Annotated in this window: 11 protein-coding genes and 1 pseudogene; 9 read left to right on the forward strand and 3 right to left on the reverse strand. The window is 69.7% G+C overall.

Annotated features, from left to right (window positions below; translation table 11 throughout):
• The first annotated feature begins 105 nt into the window (after nt 1-105).
• The gene (locus OG776_RS40880; RefSeq protein ID WP_148007355.1) at nt 106-846 is read left to right on the forward strand and encodes a hypothetical protein; all 741 of its coding nucleotides are present in this window, start codon (nt 106-108) and stop codon (nt 844-846) included.
• 376 nt (nt 847-1,222) lie between these two features.
• Here the strand turns inward: OG776_RS40880 and OG776_RS40885 are convergent, their stop codons facing one another.
• The 3 genes from OG776_RS40885 to OG776_RS40895 all read right to left on the reverse strand — a co-directional run bounded on the left by OG776_RS40885 (nt 1,223) and on the right by OG776_RS40895 (nt 3,642).
• Complete coding sequence (locus OG776_RS40885; RefSeq protein WP_148007356.1) at nt 1,223-1,906, reverse strand: CBS domain-containing protein; 684 nt, start codon at nt 1,904-1,906, stop codon at nt 1,223-1,225.
• Nucleotides 1,907-2,514: 608 nt separating this feature from the next.
• On the reverse strand, nt 2,515-3,231 hold the full coding sequence (locus OG776_RS40890) for a CBS domain-containing protein (protein WP_329323588.1): 717 nt from the start codon (nt 3,229-3,231) through the stop codon (nt 2,515-2,517).
• A 138-nt stretch (nt 3,232-3,369) separates the two neighbouring features.
• A complete protein-coding gene (locus OG776_RS40895; RefSeq protein ID WP_148008271.1) occupies nt 3,370-3,642 on the reverse strand; it encodes a DUF1876 domain-containing protein in 273 nt (90 codons plus the stop codon).
• A gap of 340 nt (nt 3,643-3,982) precedes the next feature.
• Between OG776_RS40895 and OG776_RS42555 the strand changes: the two are divergent.
• The 8 genes and pseudogenes from OG776_RS42555 to OG776_RS40940 all read left to right on the forward strand — a co-directional run bounded on the left by OG776_RS42555 (nt 3,983) and on the right by OG776_RS40940 (nt 14,284).
• Nucleotides 3,983-5,717 (forward strand): annotated as a pseudogene (locus tag OG776_RS42555) (SulP family inorganic anion transporter).
• A gap of 598 nt (nt 5,718-6,315) precedes the next feature.
• Nucleotides 6,316-6,945 carry a DoxX family membrane protein gene (locus OG776_RS40910; protein ID WP_148008269.1) on the forward strand — a complete coding sequence of 210 codons (630 nt, stop codon included), beginning with the start codon at nt 6,316-6,318 and terminating at the stop codon, nt 6,943-6,945.
• Nucleotides 6,946-7,113: 168 nt separating this feature from the next.
• Entirely contained in the window at nt 7,114-8,028 is a 915-nt protein-coding gene (locus OG776_RS40915; RefSeq protein WP_148008268.1) for a universal stress protein, read from the forward strand.
• A 52-nt stretch (nt 8,029-8,080) separates the two neighbouring features.
• Complete coding sequence (locus tag OG776_RS40920; RefSeq protein ID WP_148008267.1) at nt 8,081-9,103, forward strand: zinc-dependent alcohol dehydrogenase; 1,023 nt, start codon at nt 8,081-8,083, stop codon at nt 9,101-9,103.
• A gap of 5 nt (nt 9,104-9,108) precedes the next feature.
• Nucleotides 9,109-9,990 carry a universal stress protein gene (locus tag OG776_RS40925; RefSeq protein ID WP_329323591.1) on the forward strand — a complete coding sequence of 294 codons (882 nt, stop codon included), beginning with the start codon at nt 9,109-9,111 and terminating at the stop codon, nt 9,988-9,990.
• Nucleotides 9,991-10,137: 147 nt separating this feature from the next.
• Nucleotides 10,138-11,151 carry a type I glyceraldehyde-3-phosphate dehydrogenase gene (gene gap / locus OG776_RS40930; protein WP_329323592.1) on the forward strand — a complete coding sequence of 338 codons (1,014 nt, stop codon included), beginning with the start codon at nt 10,138-10,140 and terminating at the stop codon, nt 11,149-11,151.
• Nucleotides 11,151-11,894 (forward strand): HAD family hydrolase, encoded by a 744-nt coding sequence (locus tag OG776_RS40935; protein WP_329323593.1) that lies wholly within the window; start codon nt 11,151-11,153, stop codon nt 11,892-11,894. Before gap ends, OG776_RS40935 begins: the two co-directional genes overlap by 1 nt.
• A 2-nt stretch (nt 11,895-11,896) precedes the next feature.
• Entirely contained in the window at nt 11,897-14,284 is a 2,388-nt protein-coding gene (locus OG776_RS40940; protein WP_329323594.1) for a glycoside hydrolase family 65 protein, read from the forward strand.
• Nucleotides 14,285-14,295 lie beyond the last annotated feature (11 nt).

Below are 14,295 nucleotides of genomic sequence, written 5' to 3' on the forward strand. Positions count from 1 at the left end.
GTGACTGTTGTCGTACTGATCTTGTGGATTGTCCGCCGAACAGGCGTCCAGCGGATTGATGACGCTATTCGCTCGAACAGCGCCCCGGTTCATACGATCCGGCGTATGACCAAGTTCCTCGTCACAGTGTGCCTGCCGCCGACCAGGCCATCAATGCTTCCGGAAGCGATAGCAGCCGTCATGGCGCCGTATGACGCCAACCTCACCGACGACTGGAACCCGGTCGGGCAGTGGGACTGGTGGGTCATCTACTCCGATGCGGAGAGCTCCTATCTCACCCGGCCCGAGCATGACGGCGACGACAGGCTTGTCACAATCTCCACTGTCCCGCGCAGGAAGGCCGAGCTCGATGCCCTCGGGCCGCTGGAGTGCTACGGCGGACCTCGGGGCCTGCTCGATTTCGGCGCCATGCGGCGGCGTGCGGCGACAAGGCATGATGCCAGGCTCGCCGCCTGGAAGGAACTAACCGCCTTGTATCCGCCGGCCCGTCCGCTGTCCGACTTCGTCGCCCGCCACGAGTCCGATCCCGGTGACTACTCTTTGGCGGACGCCAAGAGAGAGCACCTGGTCCAGCCGCTGGTGCAGGACGTGGTGCAGCGGGCCGTTTCGGGCGACCCGCACTTCGACACATCGTTCCTGTTCAATGACCCGGTCGCGTACTTCGCGCAGGAACATGAGGAAGCTCGACGGTCGTCGGTTCAGTGCGCTGTGCCCGGCTTTGCCCTGGTCACCCTCGACGGTGTGTGGATGGATGCGGAGCGTGACGGGTACTGGGAGAACGCCAACAGTTATCTCGACAGCCTCCATGCCGAAGCCGTTGTCGTCGACCTGCTCTGTCACTACTGATGTCCGGGCGAAGGCGGGGGTGGAGCCGAACTCCTGCATTGATCACGGCCATGGTTCGGTGCGCAGGATCGGCATGGAGGTTTGTGAGAGAAATGGACCACCCGTCGGCGCCACGAAGATCGCCGACGAGACCCTCTGATGTCTGGCCGGCCATCTGAAACGAATTCCTGGCTCGGACACTGGTGACGGTGCGTTCGCTCGGCGGTGTTCTTACGGACGACCCTTGAGGCCCTCGATGGAAAGACAGGTTCCTGTCGCTCTCACAGGCGCACAACGCGAGGCCCCGGAGATCGGCGCCGTGCACAAGCTCACGTGTGCGGAAGGCTGCGCGAGCCGTGTCGCCGGGCCAATGCGCACCTCAGGGCGCGAGTTGTGCTCACCGTGGTGAGCCGGCGCTCAAGGCTTCCGCGGTGTCGTCCGTCCGGTGGCTCAGCTGTTCGGTGACGTCCACCACCCCGTCCACGCCCTGGCACAACCGCATGGCGACGGGGATGAGCGATTTCCGTTCGACTGTTCCGCTCAGGACGACCCTGCCATCCACGACATGAACGGTCACCGAGTCTGGGGCGATGCCCAGCGTGCGGACCAGGACATCTCTGGAGATCTCCTCCCGGATGGCATGATCACTGCGCAGGAACACCCGCAGCAGGTCTGCGCGGCTGATCAGCCCGACGAGACGGTCGGCCTCGTCCACCACCGGGAGCCGCTTGACGCGACAGCGCTCCATCACCTGGGCGGCTTCCACGACCGTCCATTGCGGCCGTGCCGTGACGGACGGACTGCTCATCAGGCCTCCGGCGGTGGTCGCCGCCTGCTTGGCCTGGTCGGCGGGGTGTGGACGAAGGACTGGCAGCAGCCCCTCGGGGTCCAGCTGTCCCGCCTCTTTGCGTAGGAGATCCGCTTCGGAAACCATGCCGACGGGCCGGTCGTCGTCGTCCACGACAGGCACCGCCGTGATGTCGTACTCGGCGAGCAGCTTGGCGATCTCCTTGAAGCCGGTGTTCTGTCGTACCCGCACGACTGAAGTCGTCATCAGATCGCTCACCATCCGATGCTGCATGACTCCACTTCCTTCGTCCGATGTCTTCCCCTCCACTCTGCGATGGTCTGCGCTGCGGCTCCATGGGCCGGTCGGCCCCGGCTTCAGCCGACCGGCCCGGTGAGCGACAGGGGTGGGGGCCGTGGAGTGACGCCGTCGCTGTGGAACCGCTGGGTCCGACAGGCTCCGAAGGCTGGGCGAGGTTCAGTAGCACGCTCGCCCCCTGGGTCAGGGGCGATCCGCCTGGGCGGGACGGTCGTAGAGGCCGAGGGAGAGGTGCGCGGCGCGGCGCGGGGTGGGGGGTCCTCCGGTCCATATCCGAGTCGAAAGAGCCTCTGATCCTGGTCGAACGGAGCTGTTGCGGAACACAGTTTGCCGCGGAGGTCGGCCCACACGAGTGCCTGGCGCAGCAGCGAGGTGCGCAGCCCGTGGGCTGTCGTGACGAGCAGGACACGCTCCAGCGCCTGCCCTGCCCGGAGCCGATCGGTGTGCCGGTCGTGGCCGGCACCGAGGGAGACGTGGTGATGCCCAGCAGTCGTGCCGTCTCGTTGGGCCCGGCGACGGAAAGGGTCGCACGCACCTTCGGAAGGGGAGGATTCGGCAAGTCTCATGGAGAGGGGTTCGGGAACTCACCGTGGGTCGCTTGGTGGCGAGGGGTGCGCCACCGAGCGGCCGGAGAGGTCGCATTCGACATCCACCACGCCTTCGACGGCCTGAATCAGGCGGGCGGCCACGGCTGTCAGCGAGGGATCGTCGGCTTCCCCGGTGAGTGTCACGACGCCGTCCCTCACATGCACCCGCACCGGTTCGGCCGGATGGGCGAAGACGTAGGGGATCACCTGGTGCCGGACTTCCTCGGCGATATCGTCATCCGAGCGAAGGAAGACCTTCAGAAGGTCACCCCGGCTGACGATGCCTTTGAGCATGCCCTCACTGTCGGTGACCGGTAGTCGCTTCACCCTGCGCCGGGCCATGATGCGGGCAGCCTCGGGGAGAGTGGCGTCGGCGTGGATGGTGAGAGCAGGGGTGGCCATCAGCTCGGTGGCGGTCACGGCTCCCGCCTTTGCGAGGTCGGTGAGGGCACTCAGCCGGGTGGAAGGGGTCGCCTCGTTCGGGGCGGGCGGGGACTGAGTCAGGGTGGGGACGGTGTCACGGAACTCTTCCTTCGGCAGAAGATCGGCCTCCGAGACGACACCGATGACTCGGCCGTCCGCCTCCAGGACCGGCACGGCGCTGACCTTCCACTCGTCCATGGCCTCGACGATTTTCTTGAAGGTGGCGTCGCGGCTGACGGCGACGACGGTATGGGTCATCACGTCGCTCACGGTGTAGCGGCTGGCGTGCATGGTCCCCTCCTCAGGACGTCGTGCGGAGACGATGGCGGGTCGAGGAAGTGGGCGGAGCAGGGGCGAGGCGCGTGAGCGGATGGTGGCGTCGGCATGGCGTATGGCAGGCATGCCGAATCTCTGTTCGTTCCGACTCCCTCACCAGCCGGCCCTGGACGGTTCGGCCGGTCCTGCCGGCTGCACGATGTCGGCGGAGGCGAGGTCGCGCAGCCGGACGGCCAGATCATCGAGGGCGCGGCTGGCGGCGAGCTCGTCGCCGATCTCCGGTATGGGGCGGTCGCCCGGGTTGCGCTGGGCCACGCCCCTTCCAGTGAGGGCCGCCGTGTCCCGGGTGGTGAGGACGGCACGGGCGTGGGTGGCGTCGCCGTCCTCGGATATGTAGATCTGAACCGACCACTGTTTGGCTTCCATCGTGATCACTCCTGCTCCGAGGGGAGGGACGGGGCGGATACGCCTCGCACGCGGGCGCCGCCCCGCTGCGCAGTCCGAGAGGGCGGCAGGGGTGTGTCCCCCGCTCCTCTCCAGCCTGCGCCGGATCGCGCCGCCGGTCCAGGCCACGGGGGTGTCATGCGCTGCAGTCGATGGCCTTGCCACGAGACGACGCGTCATCCGAGCCCGGGAACTCTACGACCTAAGATCTGACGTTCGTGTTGACGAAGGGCATCGGTCCTGAGCGTTCCGCGGCGAGGTCGGGCAGGCCCTCGCCGCGGAAGGTACGCGGGGCGATGCTGAAAAGGGCGAAGGGAGCCCCATGTCCGAGCACCCGGGTGTGTCCGCCGGGGAACGGCGCGGCGGACTCGTGCGGCGGCTTGCTCCCGGGCTGGGTGTGCTGGCCGGCTACCACCGGCCGTGGCTACGCGGCGACCTGCTGGCAGGAGTGACCGTCGCGGCGTATCTCGTTCCGCAGGTCATGGCCTACGCGGGCCTCGCGGGGCTGCCGCCGGTCGTGGGACTGTGGGCGATCCTCCCCGCCCTGCTGGTGTACGCGCTGCTGGGATCGTCGCGGCTGCTGTCGGTCGGGCCCGAGTCGACCACCGCACTGATGACGGCCACGGTGGTGGGACCACTCGCCGCCGGCGACCCCGACCGGTACGCGGCCCTGGCCTCCGCACTCGCGTTCGTGGTCGGGGTGATGTTGCTGGTGGCATGGGTGGCCCGACTGGGCTTCCTCGCCGACCTCCTGTCGCGGCCGATTCTGATCGGCTACATGACGGGCGTGGCACTCATCATGATCGTCGACCAGCTGCCCGAACTGACCGGTGTCGGCACCTCAGGTTCCCGGTTCTTTCCGCAACTGATGTCCTTCGCGAGGAACCTGGGAACGGCTCGTCCTGCCACGATGATCTTCTCTGTGGGCGCGATCATGCTCCTTTTCGCGGTCGCGCGGTTCTGCCCCCGTGTCCCTGGGCCACTGCTGGCCTTGATTCTCGGGACGGCGGCCGTCGCGGTCTTCGGACTGGGAGATCACGGCATCGCCGTCATCGGCACGGTACCGGCCGGGCTGCCTGTCGCAGGGCTGCCGACGCCGGGTGACCTGCCACGCCTGGTACTGCCCGCTCTTGGCGTGCTCCTCGTCGGCTACACCGATGTCATCCTCAGCGCGCGCCTTCTCGCATCGCGACGAACTTGATCCCAACCAGGAGCTGTTGGCCCTGGGGGCCGCGAACCTGGGTGCGGGCGTGCTGCACGGCCTTCCGGTGAGCAGCAGCGCCAGTCGCACCGCTCTCGCGGACGCGGCCGGGGGCCGCACCCAGGCGTACTCCCTTGTCGCCGGTGCCGCGGTCCTGGCCGTACTGCTGTTCCTCAGCCCTCTCCTCGCGCACACGCCTACGACCGTCCTGGGCGCCCTGGTCGTCTATGCCGCCGTCCGCATGATGGATCTGGCGGGGTTCCGACGGCTGGCCGCTTTCCGACGCCGGGAGCTGCTGTTGGCCCTGGGATGTCTGATCGGGGTACTCGCCCTGGACATCCTGTACGGCGTGCTTGTGGCGGTCGGGCTCTCCGTCGCGGAGCTGCTCACCCGGGTGGCCCGGCCGCACGACGCAATCGAAGGACTGGTCCCGGGCCTGGCCGGGATGCACGACGTGGACGATTATCCGCAGGCCCACATGATCCCCGGCCTGCTTGTCTATCGGTACGATTCGCCGCTGTTCTTCGCCAACGCCGAGGACTTCAAGCGGCGAGCGCTCACCGCAGCCGACCGTCACGACGGTCCTGTCGACTGGTTCGTCCTCAACACCGAGGCCATCGTCGAGGTGGACATCACCGCACTCGACGCAGTCGACGCCCTGCGTCAGGAGTTCGAGAGGCGCCGCATCGTCTTCGCGCTCGCCCGCGTCAAACAGGACCTGCGCGATGACCTCGATGCCTACGGGCTGACCGGGGCCATCGGTGTTGAGCGGATCTTCCCGACGCTGCCCACGGCCGTATCCGCCTACCAGGAGTGGCTGGGACACGGGGGCGGTCAAGTAGCCAGGGGGAAATAGTCCTCCTCCTGTGCGAAGCGCACGATCGCGATGTCGCCCAGCGATACCTCCCGGACGCGGTCGCCCGTCCGGATGCGCGCGGCGCGTACTCCAGCAGCGCGCACGGGTCGTGCGAGGCGCGCCGATGGGCTGCCGCCTCCCGTGTCCGTCCGGAAGCCGGCATTGACCGCGACCAGCGCTGCGGGCCGACACTCCCGCGCGGACAGGGTTGCAAGGTGCGTGCGCGGCGGAAGAGCTCCCCCGGGAGGCGCCGGTTCATGGCAGGCCCCCGAATCCGGCGGTGGCGGGAATGGACCGGCAAACTTCCCTCTCGTCACACCTGGGAGCAGCACGCGGGGCAGGGGACGAAGGACCCCTGCCGCCGGAACTGAAGGAAGCGGTGAACCCTGTGGTCGGAGGCCGGCGCCCCTGGCGAGGCCTTCGGTGCATTTTGCCGCGAACCCGTTGTGCGACGAGCCCAACGAGACTGCCAGATGGGGCCGTTCAGCCCTACAGGCACGGCCTTTCGGCATCCGGTGGGACCGGACTGCCGCCACCAGAGTGGTCGCTGTCGGGCACGGATCCGACACTCTCCGATTCCCCTGAAGGGACCACCATCATGGCCATGCACGAGCACCCTCATCGGAGTGCGGGATTCCGTCTGTCGTCGTTCCGCAGGGACCGGGCATCGTCGACGTCCGAGGCCGTCGAATCGGCGCGCGGCGACACGGCCATCGCACGGGCCTACGTCTTCGCTTCCCTCCGGCTGCTGACCGGGTTCGTCTTCCTGTGGGCCTTCCTCGACAAGACCTTCGGGTTCGGCTACGCCACGTCCGCCGGCAAGGGCTGGATCGACGGCGGTTCGCCGACCAAGGGCTTCCTCAGCGGCGTCGCCGCCGGACCGATGGAGTCCACTTTCCACTCCTGGGCCGGTGCCACCTGGGCGGACTGGCTGTTCATGGCCGGTCTGCTCGGCATCGGACTGGCCCTCGTCGGCGGCTTCGCGCTGCGGCTCGCCGCCGTCGCGGGCACGGCGATGATGGCGCTGATGTGGGTTGCCGAGTGGCCGCCCGCCAAGCACCTCTCCGATGGCTCGGCCAGCATGTCCAGCAACCCGTTCGCGGACTACCACCTCGTCTACGCCGTAGTCCTCATCGCCTTGGCGCTGGTGGCGGCGGGCGACACCCTGGGCGTCGGCAAGCTCTGGGCCAAGCTGCCCGTCGTCCGCAACAACGGCTGGTTGCGCTGACCGCGGGAAGGGACGGCCGCCCCCGACAAGGGGGCGCCCGCCCTCACCGAACTCGGGCCCTCAGGGCCGAACGGCCTCTTCCGGGGACCTGCGGCCCCTGCACCGCCACCCACCACGACCCGACGCTGGAACCGGGATCGAGCGATCCCGGTTCAGGAGGTGAACAGCATGGCCCGCACTGTCACGGTAGGCATCGACGGCTCGTCCGAGAGCCGTGCCGCCGCTGAGTGGGCGGCCCGCGAGGCGCAGCTTCGTGAGCTGCCGCTGAAGCTGGTGCACGTCTGGGAGCCGGTCCCGGAGCCCATGGCACTGGCTCCTCTGTTCGGCCCTGAGACCCACAAGCACTGGACCGAGCGCGTACCGCGTGAGGTGGCCGCTGGTCTGCGGGCGGCCCACCTGGAGGTCGACCTGCACGTGGAACAGGTCACGGGCCGGCCCGCCGACCTGCTGATCGATGCCGCGAAGGACACCGAGCTGCTGGTGCTGGGATCCCGCGGCCTGAGCGGGGTGGGCGGCTTCGCGGTCGGCTCCGTCGGCCTGGCCGTGGTGGCGCACGCAGAGCGCCCCGTCGTCCTCGTACGGGGCGAGGGCCGGGGCGTCGGCGAGCACGCGACCGAGCCGCCGGGCACCTCGGACACCGGATCCGGCGCCGCGCCCTCCCGGCCCGTCGTGCTCGGGCTCGACACCACAGGCCCCGACGACACGCTGATCGGCTTCGCCTTCGAGGCCGCACACTTGCGCAACACCTCGCTGCGGGTCGTCCACGCCTGGAACGAGCCGCCCTACATCGCGTACGGGATGCCTCCGGACCTGGAGCTGAATGCTCAGCTCGGAGTGGAGGAAGCGGCGGCCGTGGCCGGAGTGCTCCGGCCGTGGCGACAGAAGTTCCCGACGGTGGACGTCGTCGAGGACTCGCTGTCCGGGAAGGCGGCCAACCTTTTGGTCGACGCCTCACGCGAGGCGTCCCTGGTGGTTGTCGGCCGCCGGATCCGCCGCTCCCCGTTCGGCGCGCACATCGGGCCGGTCACGCACGGGGTGCTGCACCACGCCACGGCCCCCGTCGCTGTCGTCCCTCACGACTGACCAGCTAGCACGACGATCACCTGACGCGAACGACCATCCGAGGAGAGACCCCGTGAAGGCAGCAGTCGTACGAGCGTTCGGTGAGCCCCTGGTCATCGAGGAGCGTCCCGATCCCGAGCCGGGCCCCGGCCAGGTCCGCATCCGGGTGGAGGCTTCCGGGCTCTGTCACACCGACATCCACGCCGCGCACGGCGACTGGCCGGTGAAGCCGAATCCGCCCTTCGTTCCCGGTCACGAGGGCGTGGGGCTGATCGAGGCCATGGGGGCCGGTGTCACGCACCTCGCGCTCGGTCAGCGCGTCGCGGTGCCCTGGCTCGGCTCCGCCTGCGGCCGCTGCGAGCACTGCCTGTCCGGCTGGGAGACGCTCTGCGAGGAGCAGGTCAACACCGGGTACGGGTGCGACGGCGCATACGCCGAGAAGATGCTCGCCCGGGCCGACTTCGCCCAGCCGGTGCCCGACGGAATCTCCCCGCTCGACGCTGCACCGCTCACCTGCGCCGGCGTCACCACGTACAAGGCGCTCAAGGTCGCCGGAGTCAGGCCCGCCCAGGTTGTTGCCATTTCGGGAGTCGGGGGACTGGGCCATCTGGCAGTGCAGTACGCGAAGATCGCCGGGGCGACGGTGGCGGCCGTCGATGTCACTGACGAGAAGCTCGAACTCGCCTCGGAACTGGGTGCCGACCTCGTCATCGACGCCCGCGCCCACGACCCGGCCGAGGTGCTCAAGCGGTTCGGTGGCGCGCACGCCGCGATCGCGCTCGCGGTGGACGAGGCCGCGTTCTCCGCTGTGTACGGAGGGCTGCGGCGCGGCGGGAAGCTCGTGATGGTGGCCCTCCCGGCTCATGGAACGATCCAGGTTCCGATCTTCGACACCGTCCTGAACGGCACGTCGGTGATCGGCTCGATCGTCGGAACACGGCAAGATCTCACCGAGGTCTTCGAACTGCACGCGGCGGGCCGTACCCGGGTCATCCGGGAATCCCGGCCCCTCGTCTCCGTCAACGAGTCCATCGACGAGGTGCTGCGCGGTCACGTCAAGGCCCGGATCGTCTTCGACTTCAATGAAGGACGGTGAGGACGGTGGAGCTGCCCCTGGTCGTGGGCGTCGACGGCTCGGAGTCCAGCCTGCGCGCCGTTGACTGGGCGACGGAGGAGGCTGCGCTGCGCGGTGTACCGCTGCGCCTGGTGTACGCCTCGCTGTGGGAGCGCTACGAGGGCGCCGCGCCGGCCGAAGGCCTCGGCAGGCCCTCGGAGCAGGTGTTGGCGGACGACATCGCGGAGGTCGCCGCGCGGCGCGCCCAGCGCCGTGACCCCGACCTGAAGGTCAGTACCGATGTCCTGCCCGACGACGCGGTGAGCGTCCTGCTGAACGAGGCACACACCGCTTCCGCACTGGTCGTCGGGTCGCGCGGCCGCGGCGGCCTGGCCGCACTTCTGCTGGGCTCGGTGAGTCTCGCGGTAGCCGGCCGTGCCGCCTGCCCCGTGATCGTGCTGCGGGGCAACCACGACAACCAGGCCAGGGCCGGGAAACACCGGCGCGTACTGCTCGGAGTCGGGGAGGCACCGCACGACACGGCGGCGACGCGTTTCGCCTTCGAGGAGGCCGAGATCCGCGGCGCCGCCTTGGAGGCCGTGCGGGCCTGGCGATGGCCGGCGCGGGAAAGCACCGACCATCCGCTGTACGCGGGTGAACCGGCCCGTTCGCACGAGGATCGCGCCGCGGAGATCCTGGCGTCGGCGCTGAGCACGGCCGCAGCCGAGCACCCGGATGTCGACCTGCGGCGCAGCACCGTCGAAGGGACGGCCCGACGAGTTCTGCTGGACGCCTCGGCCCACGCCGACCTGCTCGTCGTCGGCGCCAGGAAGCGCGACGGACACGCCGGGCTCCAGCTGGGTCTGGTCGCCCACGCGGTCCTGCACCACTCCGCTTGCCCGGTCGCCGTGGTACCGCAGCGCGGATGAGCGGGCCAGAAGGGCGCTGGGCCGTCGCGGACGCAGGTCCGCAGGTCGCGCAGCGCGGGCATGCCACCCCTGGCTCATCCACCGGCTCGCCTACCGCCGCTCCGGCCATTCCGAACTGCACGTGCGCGGCCACGAGGAGACATCACCATGACCGTACGGGTCGGCATCGACGGCTTCGGTCGCATGGGCCGCACGTATCTGCGCGCGGCACTCGACGGGGCGGAGGCGGGCCCCCAGGACGTAGGAGTGGTCGCCGTCAACGAGATCGCCCCGCCCGCGACCCTGGCCCACCTGCTGGAGTACGACTCCACGTGCGGTCACATCGGACGCGAGGTCAGTCACGACGACAACTCGATCACCGTCGACGGCGGGCGTATCGCGGTCTCCGCCGAGCGCGACCCGGCGGCCCTTCACTGGCCGGACCACGGCGCCGACATCGTCATCGAATCCACCGGCCGCTTCCGGGACCGTGACGCCGCGGCCCTGCACCTGAAGGGCGGCGCCCCCACGGTGTTGCTGTCGGCGCCTGGCGAGAACGCGGACGCCACCATCGCCATGGGCGTCAACGACGGGACCTACGACCGGCACAACGACCGGATCGTGTCCGCCGCCTCCTGCACCACCAACTGCGTCGAGCCCGTGGTCAAGGTGCTCCACGAGGCCTTCGGTATCGATCGCGGCGTGATGACCACCGTCCACGGCCACACCAACGACCAGTCCTTGCTGGACGGCCCGCACAAGGACCCGCGCCGGGCCCGGTCGGCGGCCCTGAGCATCATTCCGGCCAGCACGGGAGCCGCCCGCGCCGTCGGGCTGGTGGTACCGGAACCGGCCGGTGCCCTGGACGGCATCGTGGTGCGCGTGCCCGTCGAGGACGGCTCGCTCACCGACCTCGCGGTGGTTCTGCGGACGGTCGCGACGGCAGAGGAGATCAACACCGCCTTCGCCGAGGCATCGCAGGGACCTCTGAACGGCATCGTCCGTGTCTCGAAGGCACCGATCGTCTCCCGGGACGTCATCGGCGACCCCGCCTCCTGCGTCTTCGACCCGGCCCTGACCCAGGCGAACGGCTCCCTGGTGAAGGTCTTCGGCTGGTACGACAACGAGTGGGGCTGCACCAACCGGCTCCTCGACCACACCGCACCGGTGGCCGACGTCTGATGAGCGCGGAGCGGAGCGGCACGACCGGCGTACCCCGTGCGCTACAGGGGACGCGGGCCGTGGTCCTCGACACCGATGGGGTCATCACCGACTCCGCGCGGGTGCACGCCGCGGCGTGGAAGACCGCCTTCGACGCCTTTCTGGGCCCACGCGGTGAGCGCCCCTTCGACCCGCGCGATGATTATCTGCGCCACGTCGACGGGAAGTCGCGCCTCGACGGCGCCGCGGCCTTCCTCGAAGCGCGTGGCCTGCGACCTTCCGAGGACGAGGTCAGGGCCGTGGCCGCACACAAGGAACTGCTGTTCACCGAGCAGCTGCGCGCCGGGAGCGTCGACGCCTACCCGGGCACGGTCCGTCTGCTGCGCGTCCTGCGGTCCGCCGGGATCCCGGCGGCCGCGGCATCCGCCTCCCGCCACGCGGGCGAACTCCTCGAACACGCCGGCGTACGCGGTCTGTTCGACACCCTGGTGGACGGCGGGGAGGCCGCTCGGCTGGGGCTCCCCGGGAAGCCCGACCCCGCTCTCTTCCTGGAGGCGACCCGTCGCCTCGGGGTTCCCGCCGGACACGCCGCCGTCGTCGAGGACGCACTCGCCGGAGTCGAGGCCGGGCGACGCGGCGGATTCGGTGTCGTCGTGGGCGTCGACCGCGCCCGCACCCCAGCCACCCGAACCGCCCTTCTGAAGCACGGTGCGGACCTGGTGGTAGAGGACCTCGCGGAGCTGCTCACAGAGAAGGAGGACTGAGGATGCCCGACTGGGTGTGGGTGTACGAAGGCTACGAGCCCGCGCAGGAACGGCTGCGCGAGGCGCTGTGCACCCTCGGCAACGGCTACTTCGCCACCAGGGGCGCGGCTCCCGAATGCGAGGCGGACCCGGTCCACTACCCGGGGACGTACGTGGCAGGCTGTTACAACCGCCTCACGTCGGACGTGGCCGGCCACCGGGTCGAGAACGAGGACATGGTCAATCTCCCCAACTGGCTGCCACTTCGAGTGCGCACCGCCTCAGGGAACTGGCTCACGCCGGAGACCCACAAGGTTCTCGACCACCGTCAGACCCTGGACCTGCGCGCGGGCACGCTGGAACGCACCCTGCGCTACGAGTACGTCGAGGACGGTGTGGGCCGGTACCTCGCCGTACGGCAGGTACGGCTGGTTCATATGGCCGACCCGCATCTGGCCGTCCTGCGCATGGAGTTGACGGCTCAGGGTTGGTCCGGGGAGATCGAGGTCGAGACGGCGCTCGACGGGAGAGTCGCCAACACCGGAGTGGAGAGGTACCGCTCCCTCGCCTCCCGACACCTCACAGACCTCCGGACCGGCACCGCGGCGCCGGACACGATCTGGCTGGACTGCCGGACCAACACGTCCGACATCAGGATCGGCCTGGCGGCGCGCACGACCACCGACGCACCCGTCCGGACCTTGGACGCACACGGAGACGCGCGGGCGGCCCAGCTGCTGCGGCTCTCCCTGACCGACGGCCGGACGGTGACCGTGGACAAGACGGTCGCCCTGCACACCTCCCACGACCCGGCCATCCAGGACCCCGCGCACGCCGCCCTCGACCGGGTCGGCCGCGCTCCGGACTTCGAAACACTGTTGGACTCCCATCGCACGGCCTGGCAACAGCTCTGGCGCAACGTCGAGTTGGACGTGCCGAACAGTGCGGGCCCGGTACTGCGGCTCCACCTCTTCCACCTGCTCCAGACACTCTCCCCGCACACCGCGGAGCTGGACGTCGGCGTGCCGGCCCGCGGACTTCACGGCGAGGCCTACCGCGGACACGTCTTCTGGGACGAGCTGTTCGTCCTGCCGTACCTCAACCTGCACTTCCCCGAGGTCTCCCGCGCCCTGCTCACCTACCGCCACCGTCGCCTCGAGCAGGCCTGCCGGGCCGCGGCCGACGCCGGTCACGCCGGTGCGATGTACCCGTGGCAGAGCGGCAGCGACGGCCGGGAGGAGACTCAGCAACTGCACCTCAACCCCCGCTCCGGCCGCTGGCTCCCCGACCACTCGCGGCTGCAGCACCACGTCGGTTCGGCGATCGCGTACAACGTGTGGCAGTACTGCGAGGCGAGCGGAGACACCGAGTTCCTGCACACCAAGGGCGTCGAGATGCTCGTGCAGATCGCCCGCTTCTGGAGCGGCCTCGCGGTGTACGACAGGACGCTCGGCAGGTACCGGATCCGTGGCGTCGTCGGCCCCGACGAGTATCACGACGCCTACCCGGGCGCGGAGCGGGCCGGACTCGACGACAACGCGTACACCAACGTCACCGCCGCCTGGGTGATCGCCCGCACCCTCGACGTCCTCTACGACCTGCCCGAACTGCCGCGCCGGGACCTGTGCGAGCGCACCGGTCTCGACGCGGCGGAACTCGACCGCTGGCATGAGGTCTCCCGGAAGCTGTACGTGCCCTTCCACGCCGGGGTGGTCAGCCAGTTCGAGGGCTACGGCACACTCCAGGAGCTGGACTGGGACAGCTACCGGGCACGGTACGGCGACATCCGGCGGCTCGACCGGATCCTGGAGGCCGAGGGTGACAGCGTCAACCGCTACCAGGCGTCGAAGCAGGCGGACGTCCTGATGCTGGGCTACCTCTTCTCGCCCGCCGAACTCGGCGGGCTGTTCCGCAGGCTGGGACATGAGGTGGACGACACTGTCTGGCGGCGCACCGTCGACCACTACCTGCGCCGCACGAGTCACGGCTCGACGCTGAGCAGCGTGGTGCACGGGTGGGTGCTGGCCAGGGCGCGGCGCGCGGAGGCGTGGGCGTTCGTACACGAGGCCCTGGCCGGGGACATCGCCGATCTGCAGGGCGGCACCACGGGGGAGGGCATCCACCTCGGTGCCATGGCCGGCACGCTTGATCTCGTCCAGCGTTGCCTGACCGGTCTGGAGACCCGGGGCGGTGTGCTGCGGCTCGATCCGGTGCCGCTGCCGGAGTTGTCCGAGTACGGCTTCGCGATTCGCTACCGCGGCCATCGCGGTGTGCAACTGCGCTTGCGGGCAGCCGAGCTGGGGATTGCGGTGCCTGCTTCCGACCAGGATCCGATCGACATCGCCCTCGCGGACCGCATCGTGTCCGTGGGGCCCGGGGAATCGCGCACCCTCCTCCTGCCGGAACCGTGACCGGACGGTCC

The sequence above is a fragment of the Streptomyces sp. NBC_01689 genome (genome assembly GCF_036250675.1).
Classification (GTDB): domain Bacteria; phylum Actinomycetota; class Actinomycetes; order Streptomycetales; family Streptomycetaceae; genus Streptomyces.

What these genes read in the sequence shown, in the direction of transcription:
- OG776_RS40880 (WP_148007355.1), top strand. Translation starts at nt 106, where the DNA reads ATGACCAAGTTCCTCGTCACAGTGTGCCTGCCGCCGACCAGGCCATCA.
- OG776_RS40885 (WP_148007356.1), bottom strand. Translation starts at nt 1,906, where the DNA reads ATGCAGCATCGGATGGTGAGCGATCTGATGACGACTTCAGTCGTGCGG.
- OG776_RS40890 (WP_329323588.1), bottom strand. Translation starts at nt 3,231, where the DNA reads ATGCACGCCAGCCGCTACACCGTGAGCGACGTGATGACCCATACCGTC.
- OG776_RS40895 (WP_148008271.1), bottom strand. Translation starts at nt 3,642, where the DNA reads ATGGAAGCCAAACAGTGGTCGGTTCAGATCTACATATCCGAGGACGGC.
- OG776_RS40910 (WP_148008269.1), top strand. Translation starts at nt 6,316, where the DNA reads ATGGCCATGCACGAGCACCCTCATCGGAGTGCGGGATTCCGTCTGTCG.
- OG776_RS40915 (WP_148008268.1), top strand. Translation starts at nt 7,114, where the DNA reads ATGGCCCGCACTGTCACGGTAGGCATCGACGGCTCGTCCGAGAGCCGT.
- gap (WP_329323592.1), top strand. Translation starts at nt 10,138, where the DNA reads ATGACCGTACGGGTCGGCATCGACGGCTTCGGTCGCATGGGCCGCACG.
- OG776_RS40935 (WP_329323593.1), top strand. Translation starts at nt 11,151, where the DNA reads ATGAGCGCGGAGCGGAGCGGCACGACCGGCGTACCCCGTGCGCTACAG.
- OG776_RS40940 (WP_329323594.1), top strand. Translation starts at nt 11,897, where the DNA reads ATGCCCGACTGGGTGTGGGTGTACGAAGGCTACGAGCCCGCGCAGGAA.